The organism is Laspinema sp. D2d (assembly GCF_025370755.1).
In the GTDB taxonomy this organism is placed as follows: domain Bacteria; phylum Cyanobacteriota; class Cyanobacteriia; order Cyanobacteriales; family Laspinemataceae; genus Laspinema.
Genome location: NZ_JAMXFC010000024.1, coordinates 83,834 through 102,722, shown reverse-complemented (window position 1 = coordinate 102,722; position 18,889 = coordinate 83,834). Strand labels below are relative to the sequence as shown.

6 protein-coding genes are annotated in these 18,889 nt (G+C 44.0%); 4 read left to right on the top strand and 2 right to left on the bottom strand.

Annotation, left to right across the window (positions count from 1 at the left end):
- Positions 1-663: 663 nt before the first annotated feature.
- The 3 genes from urtA to NG796_RS16640 all read left to right on the top strand — a co-directional run bounded on the left by urtA (position 664) and on the right by NG796_RS16640 (position 8,990).
- Entirely contained in the window at positions 664-3,585 is a 2,922-nt protein-coding gene (urtA, locus tag NG796_RS16650) for an urea ABC transporter substrate-binding protein (protein ID WP_261207968.1), read from the top strand.
- Positions 3,586-3,905: 320 nt separating this feature from the next.
- Positions 3,906-5,456 (top strand): ATP-binding protein, encoded by a 1,551-nt coding sequence (locus NG796_RS16645; RefSeq protein ID WP_261207967.1) that lies wholly within the window; start codon positions 3,906-3,908, stop codon positions 5,454-5,456.
- 360 nt (positions 5,457-5,816) lie between these two features.
- Entirely contained in the window at positions 5,817-8,990 is a 3,174-nt protein-coding gene (locus tag NG796_RS16640) for an EAL domain-containing protein (protein ID WP_261207966.1), read from the top strand.
- A gap of 95 nt (positions 8,991-9,085) precedes the next feature.
- On the opposite strand, the gene NG796_RS16635 is transcribed toward NG796_RS16640, so the two are convergent.
- Complete coding sequence (locus NG796_RS16635) at positions 9,086-9,469, bottom strand: hypothetical protein (protein WP_261207964.1); 384 nt, start codon at positions 9,467-9,469, stop codon at positions 9,086-9,088.
- A gap of 24 nt (positions 9,470-9,493) precedes the next feature.
- Entirely contained in the window at positions 9,494-10,879 is a 1,386-nt protein-coding gene (locus NG796_RS16630; RefSeq protein WP_261207962.1) for a DUF4157 domain-containing protein, read from the bottom strand.
- A 696-nt stretch (positions 10,880-11,575) separates the two neighbouring features.
- On the opposite strand from NG796_RS16630, the gene NG796_RS16625 reads away from it, so the two are divergent.
- Complete coding sequence (locus tag NG796_RS16625) at positions 11,576-18,841, top strand: AAA family ATPase (RefSeq protein ID WP_261207961.1); 7,266 nt, start codon at positions 11,576-11,578, stop codon at positions 18,839-18,841.
- Positions 18,842-18,889 lie beyond the last annotated feature (48 nt).

Here is an 18,889-nt window from a genome sequence, read left to right as displayed (position 1 = left end):
CTCCCCATCCTCCCCATCCTCCCCATCCTCCCCATCCTCCCCATCCTCCCCATCCTCCCCATCCTCCCCATCCTCCCATTGTGCGTGAGGCTTTTATAAGTTTTGATAAAGGGTATAAATGGTTACGGTTTCCGGTGTCTAAAACCTGAAAAAATTGTTAAAAATTACCAAAAATATCGGGGAAAAGAAAGCGGCCAAAAAATCTGGACCTGAATTGAGTCTCCCCCAAAAATTGGGGAGGAAAATTGGATGAAATTATGTAAAATAAAAACATAAGCCTGAGATTTTTTCTCCTTTGGGGCTGTTCTAGGTGTATTTAAACTATTTTCAGTTGAGCGATTGCATCCTTCAGTCTGAAGTGGAGGGGAGTGGATTGAAGTTGACCCAGAGTTAACATCAAATTCAGTAAATTTATCAAGATAGGTTGATAAAACTTAAACAAGTCAGGTGTACAAACCGATCGCCGGTGAGGAGGGAGTCTAATTGCAAGGGGGGAGAACTATTTAACCAAAGCCCAACGGGAATTTTCCGATGAACAAAAAGAGGTTTTCTGAGTAAATCCGGCCAATTTTGAGTCAATGGAGCGCCCGCAACAAGCCAACCAAAGCCGCCCCAATTCGTCGCGGCCTAGTCCAGAACATCGAGGTGTTTGAAGAGTCAGCCATGAGTAAAACGAGCGAGACCGGGAACCAATGCGAGTCCACTGTCAAAGTGGGAATATTGCACTCCCTGAGTGGAACGATGGCAATTGGAGAAGCATCCCTCAAAGATGCGGAGTTGATGGCGATCGCTGAAATTAATGCCGCTGGAGGTGTACTCGGAAAACCTATAGAACCTGTGATTGAAGATGGCGCATCTTTACCGGCCCAATTCGCTCAAAAAGCTCGCAAGCTCATCCAAGAGGAGCAAGTAGTGACGATTTTTGGGGGATGGTCTTCTGCATCGCGCAAAGCCGTTCTACCTGTTTTAGAGGAGTTTAATGCCCAACTCTGGTATCCCGTAGAATATGAAGGTCTTGAATCTTCTCCACACATTTTCTATACGGGGATCTGTCCGAATCAGCAAGTGGAACCGGCCCTCACTTGGGCGATCGCCAATAAAGGCAAGCGCATCTACTTAATTGGCTCTAACTATGTATTCCCCCGGACAATTAACAAAATTATCCGCGCTCACCTCAAACAACAAGGCGGAGAAATTGTGGGAGAAGAATACATTTTGTTGGGGGAACAAGACTTTCAGGAAATTATCCCGCGAATTCGAGCAACTCAACCGGACTTAGTATTTAACACGTTAAATGGAGATAGCAATATTGCCTTTTATCACCACTATCGAAAAGCTGGAATTAGCGCAGCCGATTTGCCGATTCTGGCGGTTAGTGTGGCCGAAGATGAAGTACGCCGGATTGGGGATGCAGCAACGGGACATTATGCGACCTGGAGTTATTTTCAAAGTGTGAATACCCCCCAAAATCGAAAATTTGTCCAAAATTTTCAGGCCCGTTATGGAAAAAATCGGGTAACCAGTGATCCGATTGAAGCGGCTTATACACAAGTTTATTTATGGAAACAATCGGTAGAAACAGCGGGAACCTTTGATGTAGAACAGGTGAGAAAAGCGGCCTACAATCAAACTTTTGAAGCACCTGGGGGGGTGGTGCGGATTGAGGCAAATAATCATATGTGCAAAACTTGTCGAATCGGAGAAATTTTACCGAATGGACAGTTTAAAATTGTCTGGGAAACGCCTCATGCGATCGCCCCCCTGCCTTGGTTGGGCATAGAAACAGTGAGTGGGAGTGTCTCTGCCGTGGCGATCGAGATGTTGGCGGAGGTGTCCCAGGCGATTCAATATAGTTGCCAAATGGAAGAAAAATCCCGTCAACTGGAGATGGCAATGGCGGAAGTCAAAGCGACAAATGAACGTTTAGAACGCACTCAAGCGGAACTGGTGGCTTCGGAAACGCGGTTTCGAGAACTGCGATCGCGGGTGGAACTCCTCAAGCGCCGCCTCTCTAGTCAAATTCATACCTCACTCAATATTGACACGATTTTAAAAACCGCAGTCAGTGAAATTCGCAATCTTCTCTCCATTGACCGCTGTCAGTTTCTATGGTTCAATACTGACTCGAACCCTCCCACTTACGAACCGAGTCAGGAAGCGCGGGACCCCACGCAGTCCCTGGATTGTACGGATAATCCCCTGGGCGAAATTCCGGTTCTGGGAAAGGCTCTGCAACAGTTTCAACTCCTGCAACTGGATGACGTCATCGCCGATCGCCAACTGGACTCCCAAAGTCGCGATCGCTTACAAACCCGCTCTATTCGTTCCTTACTGGCGGTAGCAGTCCAAACCCATTCGGGACAAAAAGGTGCTCTCGTTTGTCTACATGGGAGTTCGACTCATCCTTGGACCGAAAGTGAGGTGGAGTTGATTCAAGATGTGGCGATACAAATTGCGATCGCCATTGATCAAGCCAAACTCTATGACCAAAGTTGTATTACCGCGACTGCCGCTAACGCCCAAGCCTTTAAGCTGAAAACGGCCCTGCACGAACTCAAACAGACTCAAGCCAAACTGATACAAACGGAAAAAATATCCAGTTTGGGGTCTTTAGTCGCGGGGGTCGCCCATGAAATCAATAACCCGGTTAATTTTATCTATGGGAATCTCTCTTATGCTACTAAGTATCTACAAGAGTTGATGCAACTATTGGGACTCTATGAAAAATACTATGGGGAACCCCCGGAGGAAATTCGGGCTTACAGTGAAGAAATCGAACTGGACTACCTCCTTGAAGATCTACCCCAAATGATTTCCTCTATGCGAGTGGGTGCGGAACGGATTGGAGAATTGGCCCGATCGCTGCGGAACTTCTCCCGGGCTGATACGGGGGAACTAAAAGTCACCGACATTCATGAAGGATTGAAAAGTACCCTGTTAATTCTGCATCACCGCCTTAAAGCTAATCCCTATTGCGGGGCGATCGCCACCATTGAACAGTTTGGAGATCTTCCCCTGGTGGAATGTTACCCGAGTCAACTTAATCAAGTCTTTATGAATGCGATCGGGAATGCGATCGATGCTTTAGAAGAAATGACAGGTAAATGGAACAGCCCTAATTCTGCCGAGGGGAATGGACATCACTTAGAGAATAGTCATCGCCAGGGGAAGAAAACCACAAGTGGAACTGGGGAAGTGTCCTTATCGGATCAGGATTTGTCTCAATCTCCTCTCCCTGTGTATCAATTACCCCTGCCCACCATTTGGATTCGCACGGAAGTCGTGCGGGATGAGGCTGTTGCTATTCGAGTGGCGGATAATGGACCTGGGATGACACCGGAGGTCCGAGAACAACTCTTTGAAGCCTTTTTCACGACCAAACCGGAAGGCAAAGGAACGGGTTTGGGACTGTCGATTAGTTATCAAATTGTAGTGGAACGGCATGGTGGGTCTATTTCTTGTATATCTGAGGTGGGTCAGGGGACCGAGTTTCGGATTGTCATTCCCATCCGGCAAGGGGGTAAAGTGCGAGCAGCGGATCCGGCGATCGATGCAATTCCGTCTTTGATGGGGGGAACCAGTTAATCTGTCTTAGGGTTGCAGGAGGACCCGAATCCGATGTGATTTCGCGAATGAGCCGGACTTAAGTGCGATCGCCTGGGAGCGGTTTGAGTATTTTTTATTTGTTGAAAAACTTTAAAAAACGTCATGTAAAAAATACATAAATTAACATAAAAAATAGTATAGTGTGAAAAGTCTGTAACTTCAACTACAAACTCATTCCCTGAATCGGCATAAAAAAGATTTAGGGCAGGACTTACGCCTATTCTTTGAGCCCACCCTCACTGTAGGGGCGATTTACGAATCCCCTCTATCAATATAAAGGTAATGCGTCAGTCCTGTAGGTGAAAAAACTCTATTTATTAGATGTGGAGTCAAAAGCCGTGTTCGGTTTGACCAACTGTTTTCAGATGGCCGAGATACAAACTATGCGAGAAATTAATGCGGCAGTAGTCAATATCAGTGGTCGCCAGCGAATGCTGTCTCAACGTACTGCACTTTTTGCCTTGCAACTAGAGCGGTCTAAGACAGCAGAAGAGAGAACCAAATGGCGTTCGGCTTTGCAGGAAACCATCATCTTGATGGAAAAATCCCACAATGGGCTAGTTTATGGGGATGCGGCTTTGCAATTACCGGGACATCCCTCTCCAACGGTTAAATCCATGTACTTTGAACCCCCGATCGATTTAGATCGGAAAATTAAAGCCTATATTGCCGCAGTCCATCAGGCGATCGCCACAGCCGATGTGGAATTGACCTGGGAAAATCCTCATCTATGTTACATCCTAGAGGCAGCGAGTGGACCCTTGCTAGATGACTTGGATGCGATCGTGAGTCAATATCAACTCGAAAGTAACCACCAACAAGAGGCCCTGGCTCGTCAGCAAGCGGAACTCTATCGTCAAAGCCAGATTGCAGCCACCCTCGCTCGATCTCAAGCTGCCGAATTAACCCAAGCCCTCGGGGACTTAAAAAACGCCCAAGATCGCCTGATTCAGAGCGAAAAAATGTCCAGCTTAGGCCAACTTTTGGCGAATGTTGCCCATGAACTCAACAATCCCGTGAGTTTTATTTATGGCAACGTCAACCATGCGATCGCCTATGTTCAAGAATTGTTGGAAATTATCGAACTGTATCAACAACACTATCCAAATCCTGAACCCCAAATCAGTGAATATCTTGAAGAAGTTGATTTTAATTTTCTCGAAAAAGATTTACCTAAAACCTTAGCTTCCATTAAAATTGGTTCAGATTCGATGCACCAATTAGTGCTATCTTTACGAGATTTTTCTCGAAAAGATGAAGCGGTCATGAAACAAGTTGATATTCATGACGGTATCGAAAGTACCCTATTGATTTTACAAAATCGCCTCAAAGCCAATGGGAAAAGCCACGCCATTAATATTGTCAAAAACTATGGTGACATTACGGAAATCGAAGGATTTCCCTGCCAGCTCAATCAAGTGTTTATGAATTTAATTGGAAATGCGATTGATGCTTTGGAAATGAAGCGGGGAGATTGGGGGGAGGAAAATGAAGGGTGGAAATTAGCCCAAGAACAGGTCTTATCCTCAAACCTTTCCAGTTCCGATGAGTTTATTCCCACTATTTATATTCGCACTCACCTGAGCGAGGATGAGCGAGTGGTGATTCAAATTGGCGATAATGGTGCAGGCATGAGTGCTGAGGTACTCGGCTCTCTATTTGACCCCTTTTTTACGACCAAACCCGTGGGAAAAGGAACCGGGTTGGGGTTGTCTATTAGTCATCAAATCGTTGTAGAAAAGCATGGGGGTCAGATTCAGTGTAGTTCAACCCCGGGCCAGGGAACTGAGTTTTGGATTGAACTGCCTGTTAAACAAGCTTGCCCATGTGAAAAGGTCCTACAATCTTAATTTTAATCAAGGCTTTTTAGTTGGGTTCAGCGGACTAAATTTGATTTTATAACTGATAATTGGGGATGTTTAGCTGGAGAGTTGGGGGGCTAAATTGCCCAATATTTTGACATTTTAAGGGTCATCAACTACGCCCGGTATTCTTGATATTTAGTCATCGGGTGGCTTCTAGGTAACGTTAATTAAAGGGGTGACCTTGCCTTGTAGTTTTTACTAAAACATAAAAAAAATATAAAAACTGCAAAATAGACTACAGAAATGCGGGGGCCTGGATCCGTTAGAGTCTAAACCAGGAGAGGGGTGACCGCCACTTCTTGAAGTTCAAGTAAATTTCGTCTGAAAAATAAGGATAATTAGAGAATGCTGACTCAATGTAGAGGCGGGGAAATAGAAATGGTCGAGCGATATTCCAACCCACCTACAACCTCCAGTGCGATCGCATCCCTGCAATCGGTGTCTCAACGGATGAGCATTGCAGTGACTCTGATTGGTTTGATAGTTCTGCTGGGCTGGATTTTCAATATTCCTGCTCTCAAAAGTGTTTGGCCGGGACTCGTGACGATGAAAGCAAATACGGCCATTAGTTTTATTCTGTGCGGTCTTTCTCTCTGGCAATTGGGACGTAAAAATTCGCGATCGCAGAATAATTTATCGCCACACAATCGACAGCGAATCTTGAATAAGAAGGGGAGAGGTTTTCTAAAACCGCTGGTTTATTTGGGGGTTTCAATCCTGTCCACTTTATCCTATTTCCCAATTTTTATTGGGGTCTTGACCCTATTTCAGTATATATTGAATGTTAATTTAGGCATAGACCAATGGCTTTTTGAAGAAACAGCAAATGCCGTAGGAACTTCCATCCCAGGGCGGATGGCTCCTAATACCGCTTTTAATTTTATATTACTGGGTTGGGCGCTGGTTTTGTCTCAAAAAAAACGCTACCCAATGGCGCAGTATTTGAGTGTGATAGCTTGGGCGATCGGGTTTTTAGGATTACTGGGCTATTTGTACGGTATTTCTGCATTTTATGGACTCGGACGCAGTACGGAAATGGCATTGCATACGAGTGTCGGGTTTATATTACTTTCTGTGGGGATTTTGTTAGCGAATCCGGACCGGGGACCCGTCGCTTTATTGACCAGCGATCGCACCCTTCGGCTACTCATGCAACCCCTGGCGATCGCCGCTTTAGTGCTTCCTCCTCTGTTGGGAGGATTAATCCTACAAGGTACTCAATTAAATCTCTATGATCGCGGGGTAGGAATTGCGTTGTTAAGTGTATTTAATACCCTGCTATTAGCCACGGCGATCGGGTGGAATGCGCATACTCTGAGCATTATGGATGCCAGACGGGAACAAGCGGAACGAGAACGATACCTGAGCGCGATCGCCGCTGCACGCAGTGAGGAACTCCAAAAAACTCTGATTGAACTACAACAGGCTCAAGCGGAACAAAAGCAAGCCGAACAAAAATATCGTAGCATCTTTGAAAATGCTGTTGAAGGAATTTTTCAAAGTACCCTTAACGGACGTTATATTACCGTGAATCCCATGTTAGCCCAAATCTACGGCTATGATGGACCGGAAGAACTGATCAACAAAGTTAATAATATTGAATATCAAATTTATGTAGACAAAAATCGCCGCACCCAATTCGTTCACCTCCTCCAGAAAAGTAATGCTTTTTGGAACTTTGAATCGCAAGTTTATCGCAAAGATGGGAGCATCATCTGGATCTCAGAAAATGCCAGAGTGATTCGTAATTCCGAAGGAAAAATTATTGGCTATGAAGGGACAGTCGAGGATATCACTCAACGCAAACAAGCCGAAGAACGGCTGGAAAACTCTCTGTCTTTATTGCAGGCTACTCTCGAATCTACAGCGGATGGAATTTTTGCGATCGACCAGAAGGGTTGTATCACCAGCTATAATCAAAAATTTATTGAATTATTGAACATTTCCCCGTATTGGCTGGAAAAGGGGACCTTTAAGCAAGGGCTAAAAATTTTATTGCCTCAGTTAAAAAAGCCCCAAGACTGCCTCAGTCAAATTAGAAAATGGTGGGATTCTCCGAATCTGGAATTTTGGGATACTTTGGAATTTAAAGAAGGGAGAATTTTAGAATGTTATTCTCGCCCTCAAATGGTTGGAAATTCTACCGTTGGCCGAGTTTTTAGCTTTCGGGATATCACCGATGCAACTCGGGCAGAACAGCATATTCGCTATCAAGCTTTTCACGACTCCCTAACGGATTTACCTAATAGAAATTTATTAAATGAGTGCTTGGTGGAGGTTTTGGAAGAAGCGAAAAATAGTAGCACTCGGGTAGCGGTGATGTTCCTGGATTTGGATCGGTTTAAAACGATTAATGATACCCTGGGTCATGCGATCGGGGATAAAGTATTACAAGGGGTAGCTGCCCGACTAAAAGCCACCTTGGGAGACCCGGATATCATCGCCCGATGGGGCGGGGATGAATTTACTATCATCCTTCCCCAGGTTTCTTCCCGGGTTGCTGCGACGAAGATTGCTGAACAGATTATTCAAACTTTAAAGCCCGCTTTTTCCATTGAAAATCACCACCTCCATATCAGTACCAGTATTGGAATTGCCCTCTATCCCCAAGATGGAGAGGATGGAGAAACGTTGATTAAACACGCAGATTCTGCCCTGTATCGAGCCAAGGAAAAAGGCCGCAATACTTATGAAATTTATACCCCCTCTTTGGATATTCTAGCCAGTGAATTATTAGAGTTAGAAAATAGGCTACACCGGGCATTAGACCGAGGAGAATTCCTGCTTAACTTTCAGCCCAAGGTGAATATTAAAACGGGAGAAATTAAGGGAATGGAGGCATTAGTGCGGTGGAATCATCCCGAATTAGGCTTAGTCTCCCCGGCGAAATTTATCCCCCTTGCCGAAGAAACGGGGTTAATCATGCCTATTGGAGAATGGGTTTTAAAGACAGCTTGTCGTCAAAATAAAGCCTGGATTGACTCGGGTTTATCAGCGATTCCAGTAGCAGTAAACCTCTCAGTTCGACAATTCCAACAACCCGGATTAGTCCAAAACATTGCTCAAGTCTTAGAGGAAACTGGGTTAGAGGCGCAGTATTTGACCCTAGAAATTACAGAAACTGCGGCCATGCTCAATGTGGATTTTACCCGGCAGTTATTAAGGGAGTTAGAACAGATGGGGGTGAATATTGCCCTGGATGATTTTGGGACGGGATATTCTTCGTTGAGTTATTTGAAACAGTTTCCCCTCCATACATTAAAAATAGACCGCTCTTTTGTGAAGGATTTGACCGTAGAACCGGCAGATATTGCGATCGCACGGGCGGTGATTGCCTTGGGACATGGGTTACATTTAAACGTTGTAGCCGAAGGAGTAGAAACCCAGGAACAATTAGATTGCCTCCGGATGTTAGACTGTGAAGAAATTCAAGGCTATTTCTTCAGTCCTCCCTTATCCTCGGAAGAAGCAACCCAACTGTTGCAAGGAATCAGCTTACAGCAAGAAGTTTCGATTTGATGGGGTGAATTGGGGTATGATTTTAATTGGAAATCGGGACTGGCTCTAAAACTTGAATGGCCCTTGGTGAGTGGGTGGATAAAGTGCGATCGCCCTTATGGTTCTGCGATCGGACGAACGGCGTAAGTGCTATCTTCAATCGAAACTTTGGCCTCCAAACCCAGGGAAGGAAACTGCATGAGAAAATACTCCCCAAACTCTACCCAATTCATCTCAATTACATCGGCCAATTCAACTAAAAAATTATGAGAAGACCCCCCACTTTTGGCAGCAGCCGTTTGAGGAGAAGGAGGAATCATCCGTTGTTCGACTAACCCGCTCAAGAGATCCAGCAACCAATTCGGAACCTTTTCAGAATCATCTAAATCGCTATTTTCGATGACATCCCGCAACTCTTCAAGGGTTTCTTCAGAAGGAGCATGACCGCTGGTAACTTGTACCAATGCCTGCAAAATTTCCAACAGTTTAGAATCTTCCATGATCGGTAAAAATTGAAGGGTGAATTAGGGTGTTTGATTATCGTATTCTTTCGGTGGACTGGCTTGGGGAAACATCGTAATAATTTTATCATAGTCTTTATCCCACTTGCCTGCACCCGTTTGTTCCAAAACAATTACCACCCAGTCCACGGAGGTTGCTAACACCTGATCCGTTCCAGATGGATCGAGTTTGTATGAAATGCCTGCACCCGGAATATTGTAAGCCAAAGTGATGCGCTTTTTACTTCTCTTCTTCCCTTTAGAGACTGAATCTTTAGCCGCATCCATAACAGCCTGGGCGATCGCTGTTTTCATTACCGCATCCGATGCAAACTTACTCGAACTCTCTGGAATATCTGCGACTCGTCCAGAGGGTGTCTTACCCGTCTTGAGTCTTTCTTTGTGCTGTTCTGCAGTGGTTTGTGCGCCATGATCACCATATCCATGACCCCCATCGTTATCGTAACTTAAGGGATTATTAGCATCAAAAGCACGCTGTAGAGCCTGGAGGGAACCGGAAATGCCGAGGGTGATTGGATAACGCGGGGTACTTGTAGTCGCGGTGGTTGACGTAGAGGAGGAGTTCGTTTGTGGCGATCGATAAACCTTTCCCCCACTTTGCTGGACCACATGGGTCAACTCATGGGCAATCAACTCCTGTCCTCCCCGACTCCCCGGATCATAGGCCCCCTGGCGAAAAAACAGATCCTGCCCTGTCGTAAACGCCTTCGCCTGAATCGATCGCGCTAAGCGATCGGCCCTCCCATCGGTATGCACGCGCACCCCACTAAAATTTGCCCCAAACCCTTGTTCCATCGGCTCTTTCACCGTTGCCGCCAGGGGATTTCCTCCCGTTCGGGCTTGGTTCAACGCCCCTTCCCATTCCTGGGAAACTGATCCACCCTCCCCAGATGCCTGAACCGAGATTTTCCGTTGTACCGGCGTCGGTTCACTACTGTGAGCAATCACTCGGGGGGCATGGATTTGGTTAACCACTTGCCGCGCCACCTGGTCCGCTTCTTGCTCATAGCGATCGCCTACCGCACCCACCGTCAGTTTGGGTTGGATGGGAAAACGCGGTGTTGAAGGGACCCCCGGCGGAATCACAAACCCCTTTTCCCGGCAGTTCTCCCCCTGGATTTTTCGGTGAATTTTCTCCCCTGGATTGCCCTGATTCTCAGCAATATCCGAAGACAATTCTGCCGATTGAACTGTAAAGGTCCGCGTCACAGGTTCCGGTTGCATCATCCGGGAGAGCAGATGACGATTTTCGAGTAATTGCGGGATGGGAGGGGCTGTAGCACTCTCGATTTTCCCTTGTACTTTCGGCGCAAAAGGACGAGGAGTAAATGGGCTGGTTTGGGGATTAACATTTGCCCTAGACTTGGGTGCAATCAATTTAGGGATCATCTGGATTATTCCTTTTAAATGAGAAGATAAGAGTCAATGTAAATCTTTTATTTAATCCGCAATCCAGTCTTGATTTTACCAGACTTTAAGTTCCGGTAAAAATCAGGACTCAAGCCTTGATAAATTTTCAGACTTTTTCCGATTTAATCTGTTATATGCCTATTTTTCTCCGGCTTGTCTCTATCTGGAGAAATAGTTGGATAATCCTAGGGTTCTTGTCCTGGGGCTTGACTTCTGGAGTAATCTGCAAAGCCTTATTCCACTTAAGTGGTCCGTTTTCAGTTCCCCGCTCCTTCGGAAATCAAGCCCTGATTGAGGATAAGCAATGATAGGGTTTCCGAGGGTTATTAGGTCCATTTACGCAGGGCGATCGTCTTGCTCCCTAGACTGTTCCAGTTGAAATACTCAACAGCCTATCCAGTCACCCAGGGGCTGATTATTTCATTTGACCTCGCTTCAACTCGGTTGCTCCCAGATGTTAAACTCATAGAAATATCTGACCCGGTGGCCTCATTCCCAAATAAGGGACAAGCTTGGTCTGAATTTATTCCAAAAGTGGGAACTTAATTCGTTTTTTGAGCGTAAATTTTAAAGAGACTTCATCCACATAACAAATGGGTTAAATTTGGGGTTTTAATTTGTCTGTATCAATTCATACAAATTAACATTTATTAACAAAACCCGGAGGGGAGAAACATGATTGAACTGAGTGGCTATCAGATTGCGGAAGAAATTTACCGCAATAGTAAGCGCGTGGTATATCGAGGGATGCGAGAAGCCGATGGGTTGCCGGTAATTTTAAAAGCCCTAGGAACGGAGTATCCCAGTCCGACCGATATTGTTCAACTTCATCACGAATATGAAATAACCAAAGCCTTAAAATTAGGCGGTATCATTGAACCCTTAAGTGTGGAAAAAAGTAGTAACTTACCCATTTTGATTTTACCGGATATAGGGGGAGTTTCTCTAAAAATTTTTTTAAATAAACATCGATTAGGCATTGATAACTTTTTAAAATTAGGGATTCAACTCGCCCAAACTTTAGGGGAGATTCATCAACATCATATTATTCATAAAGATATTAAACCCAGCAATATTATTATTCAGCCCGAGAGTTTAGAAGTGAAGTTAATTGACTTTGCGATCGCCTCGAAATTATCCAAAGAAACAGCGGCAGCGGTTCATCCCAATAGCCTGGAAGGGACCCTCGCCTATATGTCCCCAGAACAAACCGGGCGGATGAATCGGGCGATCGACTATCGCACAGATTTTTACTCATTAGGGGTGACCTTTTATGAAATGCTCATAGGGGAATTACCTTGTCAAGCCGAGGATGCAGTTGAGCTAGTTCACTGTCATATTGCCCGGATGCCAGTTCCCCCTACTGAACTCATTCCCGAGATTCCTGTGGCGGTTTCTAACCTAGTCATGAAATTATTATCAAAAAACGCAGAAAACCGCTATCAAAGTGGATTTGGGTTAAAAAGAGATTTAGAAATTTGTCTAAAACAATGGCAAGAAAAGGGCAAAATTGATGAGTTTAGTTTAGGACAACAGGACGTATCGGGTAAATTAGAAATTCCCCAAAAACTGTATGGACGGGACCGAGAACTCGCGCAATTATTGGTAGCATTTGAACGAGTCTGTGGGGGGGCGGCTGAACTAATTCTCGTTGCCGGTTATTCCGGGGTGGGTAAATCAGCCCTAGTTCAGGAGACTCAAAAACCTTTAGTCAAACATCGCGGCTATTTTATTAGTGGGAAATTTGACCAATTCAAGCGCAATATTCCTTATGATTCTCTGATTCAAGCCTTTCAGTCCTTAATTCGGCAAATTTTCACCGAAAACGAAGCCCAAATCCAAGGATGGAAAGAAAAATTGCTGGCTGCCTTGGGACCCAATGGACAGGCGATCGTTGATGTCATTCCAACCGTTGAATTCATTATCGGCAAACAGCCACCCCTTCCCGAATTAGGACCCACAGAATCGCAAAACCGCTTCACTCAGGTTTTCAAACAATTTATTAGTGTTTTTACCCGTAAAAAACATCCTTTGGTGATATTTTTGGATGACTTACAATGGGCTGATTCCGCCTCATTGAAATTAATTGAAGGATTGATGAGCGATGCAGATAGTGAGTATTTACTGTTGATTGGGGCTTATCGAGATAACGAAGTTTCTGCCATTCATCCACTCATCCAAACCCTTGAAACCCTAAAAAAAGTGGGGGCAGCCGTTAAGCAAATTATCCTGGAACCTTTACAACTGATTCATGTTGAAGAATTAGTCCGAGACACTTTGAATCAATCGATTGAATCAAAAGAATTGGCAAAACTTTTATTCAATCAAGCCGGAGGCAATCCCTTTTTCTTGACCCAACTACTGACCACTATTTATCGAGAATCTTTACTCAGTTATGACTGGAAAACTCAAAAATGGCAGTGGGATATCAACCACATTCAAGCAGTCGGCATCAGCGATTATAACGTAGTTGACTTGATGATCCGCAATATTTGCCGACTGCCCCAAGCGACACAAAAGGTATTAACATTAGCCGCTTGTATTGGCAATACCTTTAATTTAGAGTTGCTGGCGATCGTCAACGAAGAAATTATCTCGATTACCGCCCATCAATTGCAGCCAGCTATTGAGTCAGGTTTGATTTTTCTTTTAAATCATGACTATAAAAGTTTATTTTTGCTGAGTCAATCGCAAGCCCCAGACTCTACCCTAAAAGATATCAAATTGGACTATAAGTTTTTGCATGACCGAGTACAACAAGCAGCCTATGCTCTAATTCCCGAGGAACAGAAAAAACAAACGCACCTTAAGCTTGGTAAATTGCTTTTACAAAGCACGAGTGAAGAAGAACAAAAAGACAATATTTTTTCCCTAGTTAACCAGTTGAATCATGGGGCGGATTTACTGAAGTCCCCGGCGGAAAAATATCAACTCGCAGCACTCAATCTCATCGCGGGACAAAAAGCCAAAGCAGCAACAGCTTTTGAATCTGCATCGAAATATTTTCATTTGGGGTTAGGATTGCTCACAGAAAACTGTTGGGACCGTCAGTATCACCTCACTTTGGCACTCCATGAAGAAGCAGCCGAAGCGGCACTTTTAAATGGTCATTTTGAGGTTATGGAAGCTTTAGCTGAGGTGGTGGGGACCCATGCTAATACATTACTGGATACCCTGAAAATTAATGAACTTCGCCTGAAGAGTTGTGAAATGCAAGGGGAACTGCTCAAAGGGGTAAAACTCGGCTTACAAATTCTTAAAGGTCTTGGGATAGAACTCAGCGAATCCCCAACTCCTGCCGAAGTAGAAGAGGCTTTAATCACGACGCGAGCGACCCTCAATGAAGAAAGTCTGGCTCAGTTGCTAGATATGTTTCTAGTAGAAGATGAGACTAAACAGGCAATTTTACAATTGATTACAACCCTGGTCCCGGCTGCATTTTTATCGGCTCCTTCTGTATTTATTCTATTAGTTTGTCAGCACGTTAACTGTTCCTATAAATTTGGAAACTCTGCCTATTCTGCTTGTGGTTTTGCAGATTATGGCATTATTTTAATTGGGGTTATGCAAGATATTCAACTGGGATATCAATTTGGACAATTAGCGTTAAACTTGTTAAAGCGCTTGGATATTAAAGAGGTTAAAACCGCAACTTTGTTTAAAGTAGCTTCATTTACTATTCACTGGAAACATCATCTAAAGGAGACATTAGGACTTTTATCTGAGGCTTATTGTAGTGGATTAGAATATGGAGATGTAGCCAATGCTGGCTATTCTGCCAGTCATAGATGCCAACATTTATATTGGATGGGAGTTGAACTCAATACTCTAAAAGAGGAAATGGCAACCTATAGTAAAGCCATTATTAAAATTAATCAAAAAACCGCATTTAAGTGGCATCAACCCTTTTACCAAGGGGTTTTAAATTTAATGGGAGAGGCAGAAAATCCGTGCCAATTGATAGGGACAGCTTATAATGAAAGCTACTGGTTACCATTACATATTCAGGCTAATGAGCGAACGGTTCTTCATTATATATTCTTAAATAAATTAATTTTATGTTATCTATTTTATCAATTTGAAGAAGCCATTAAAAATGGTAACCAGGCTGAAGAATATTTAGATGGGGTCACCGGATGGATGGCTGTACCTGTATTCTATTTTTATCATTCCTTGGCCCAACTATCAGTCTATCTAGGCCACGGGGAATCGGAGCAAGTGTTAATTCTTGAGCGCATTCAAGCGAATCAAGAAAAAATGAAAACTTGGGCAGATCATGCCCCGGCAAATTTTCAGCATAAATATCAGTTGGTCGAGGCTGAAAAAGCCAGAGTTATGGGACATAAGGAAGAAGCAATTGATTATTATGAACAAGCGATTCAAGGGGCAAAAGCACAAGGATATATTCAAGAAGAAGCATTAGGAAATGAACTCGCAGGCAAGTTTCAACTGGCTTTAGGTCGGCAAAAAATAGCAAAAACTTATCTCACTGATGCTTACTATTGTTATATTCACTGGGGTGCCAAAGCCAAAGTAAAGAATTTAGAAGAACGCTATCCGCAATTACTGACGCCAGATCTCAAGCAACTTCTAAATATTCCAATCTTTGAAACAAATACCAGTGCCAGTACGACGGAATCTAGTCTTCTTGATCTAGAATCGGTCATGAAAGCGGCTCAAACTATTTCGGGCGAGATTATTTTGCCTCAATTGCTTGAGAATTTAATGAAAATTTTAATAGAAAATGCTGGGGCTGAAACGGGGGTTTTAATTTTATCCCAAGCTGATAAATGGGTGATTGAAGCAAGTGGGAATAAACAGGAGTTGCGGGTTCGCCAATCGATTCCATTGTCTGAGAGTTTAGATGTACCGATTTCGGTAATTCAGTATGTGAAGCGGACTCAAAATGATGTGATTTTAGCGGATGCACGGGAGGAGGAACTGTTTCGAGGCGATCGCTATATTCTCGAATCGCAACCCAAATCTATCCTCTGTTGTCCCATTCTCTCCCAAGGGAAACTCATCGGTATCCTTTATTTAGAAAATAATCTGATTACCAATGCCTTTACCCCAAAACGGGTAGAAGTCTTGAGAATGTTATCTGCACAAGCCGCCCTTTCTCTGGAAAATGCTCAACTCTATGAAGCGCAAAAAGAATATTCTCGAAAGCTAGAGCAAACCGTCCAAGAGCGCACCCAAGAATTGCAACAAAGTAACACCCGGTATTATAATCTCGCCGCCAACATCCCGGGGATGATTTATCAATTGATGATGCATCCCGATGGGACATCCAGTTGTCCCTACGTCAGTCCAGGATCTCGCGAAATTTTTGGCATAGAAGCTGAAGCGTTCATGAAGGATATATCACTATTTCACGAGGTCACGCATCCTGACGATCGCGAGAAATTCAGTGAATCGATCGCCCTTTCAGCTACAACCCTAGAACCGTGGCATTGGACCTGGAGAATTATCGTATCTGGTGAAATTAAATGGGTTCAAGGGGATTCTCGACCCGAAAAGCAACCTGATGGGAGTATCATCTGGGATGGGTTAGTCATTGATATAACTGCACGCAAGGAAGCAGAAAAGGAATTAAGAACCAGTGAAGAACGCTGGCAGTTAGCTTTAAAAGGAACCAATGATGGCATCTGGGATTGGAATGTCCAGACCAATGAAGTCTTCTTTTCAGCTCGTTGGAAAGAAATGATTGGATATGAAGACTATGAAATAGTTAATCATACTGATGAATTTTTTAAAAAGCTCCATCCCGATGATAGAGACTGGGTATGGCAAGCCCTTCAAGACCACATTAAGGGTAAAACACTTTATTACAGTGCCGAGTTTCGATTTCAATGCAAAAATGGTACTTATAAATGGATGCTATCGAGAGCACAGGTCCTATGGGATGAATTAGGAAATCCCGTGAGATTAGTGGGTTCCCATACTGATATCACCGATCGCAAGCAACGAGAAGAAGCCTTAGAACTTATTGTTTTGGGAACCGCCTCCGTCATTGGGAGTGCCTTTTTTAAATCCTTAGTACAATCCCTTGCGCAGGTGAGTCAGGCCCGTTATGCTGTGCTTGCCGAAACCGATTTAACTCTACATAAAGCTCAGACTCTAGCCTTTTGGACTGGGGAAGACTTTGGGCAAAACTTTGAGTACAATTTAGCCGGAACCGCCTGCGAATGTGTAATCCAAAACCAAGCTTCTTATTATACGGCTCAGGTTCAGCAATTATTTCCCAATAATCCAGATTTAAAAGCCCTGGGAGTTGAAGCCTATTGGGGAACCCCCCTTTATAATTCCACTGGCAAGATTATTGGAATTTTATCTATTCTGGACGAACGGCCTATAGAAAAAAACTACCTTTTAGAGTCAATTTTAAAAATTTTCGCGGCTAGAGCAGGGGCAGAATTAGAACGGCAACAAGCTCAAAGTAAGCTCAATGCTGCAAAAGAAGCAGCGGATGCCGCCAGCAAAGCTAAAGGGGAATTCCTCTCCAAAATGAGCCATGAATTGCGAACCCCACTCAATGCGATTCTCGGCTTTACGCAAATTCTCAACCGCGACAACAGCTTGAAATCTCAACAACAAGACTACCTCGGCATCATCTCTCGGGCGGGGGAACATCTGCTCACCCTGATTAATGATGTGTTGGAAATGTCTAAAATTGAAGCCGGTCGAATTTCTTTGAATGAAACCAGCTTTGACTTATATTGTTTGTTAACCTCTATCGAGGAAATGTTTCAGCTTAAGGCGGAGTCTCAAGGATTAAAACTGATGTTTGAGCGCACTCCTAATTTGCCACAGTTCATCAAAACCGATGAAAGTAAATTGCGGCAAGTTTTCATTAATTTACTGGGAAATGCCATCAAATTTACCGAAAAAGGTGGGGTAGCAGTCCGGGTCGCCATTCAACAAAAAATCTCGGCCATCGGAGAAAAAACGAGTGAGCCCTATCCATCGCAACCGGAGGAACTAGAATCTTATTTAGTTTGTGAAATTGAAGATACAGGACCGGGAATTAGTGCAGAAGAACTCGATAGTTTATTTGAGCCGTTCATGCAAACGGCAACGGGAATTAAATCACAATCAGGAACGGGATTGGGCCTGCCTATTAGCCGTCAGTTTGTGCAATTAATGGGAGGTGAAATTACGGTTAGCTCCACCTTAGAAAAGGGCACTATTTTTAAGTTTAACCTCAAAATTAGTCCCGCAGAGGGCATGAGTGAAATCACTCAAAAATCCAGCCAACGAGTCATCGGTTTAGCCGCGAATCAACCGACTTATCGGATTCTGGTGGTTGAGGATAAATGGGAAAGCCGTCTATTATTAGTCAATCTACTTTCCCCTTTAGGTTTTGAAGTCCGGGAAGCCATGAATGGAGCAGAAGCGGTGAGGATATCCCAGAGTTGGCAACCCCATCTAATTTGGATGGATATGCAAATGCCGGTGATGGATGGCTACGAAGCTACGAAGCAAATTAAACAGGCAAATAGCGGACAAATTCCGGTGATTATTGGGTTAACAGCTAGTGCATTTGAAGAGAATCGAATTAAAGTTTTAGAGGTAGGATGTGATGATTTTGCGAGTAAGCCGTTTCGCGAACCCGTCATTTTTGAAAAAATGGCTGAACATTTGGGGGTGCATTATGTCTATGAAGAAGTTCGCTCTTCCGATGGAAATAATGCCCAACCGTCGGTTCAGTCAGAAGCAGCCGTTATCGCCGAATGTTTACAGCAAATGTCGCCGGAGTGGACAACTCAACTCCATCAAGCGGCGAGAGAATTGGATGATGAGGCGATCGCCAACTTAACCGCCCAAATTCCTGACTCCAATCATGCCTTAGCTAACCAGATTACTAATTTTGTAACTCATCTGCGGTTTGACAAAATTATCGAGTTAATCGAGAGCAATGAACCCCTTTATAAATCGTAAACTTTGATTTTTCGAGTCTTTAAGGATAAAAATAGTCTATTATTTTTT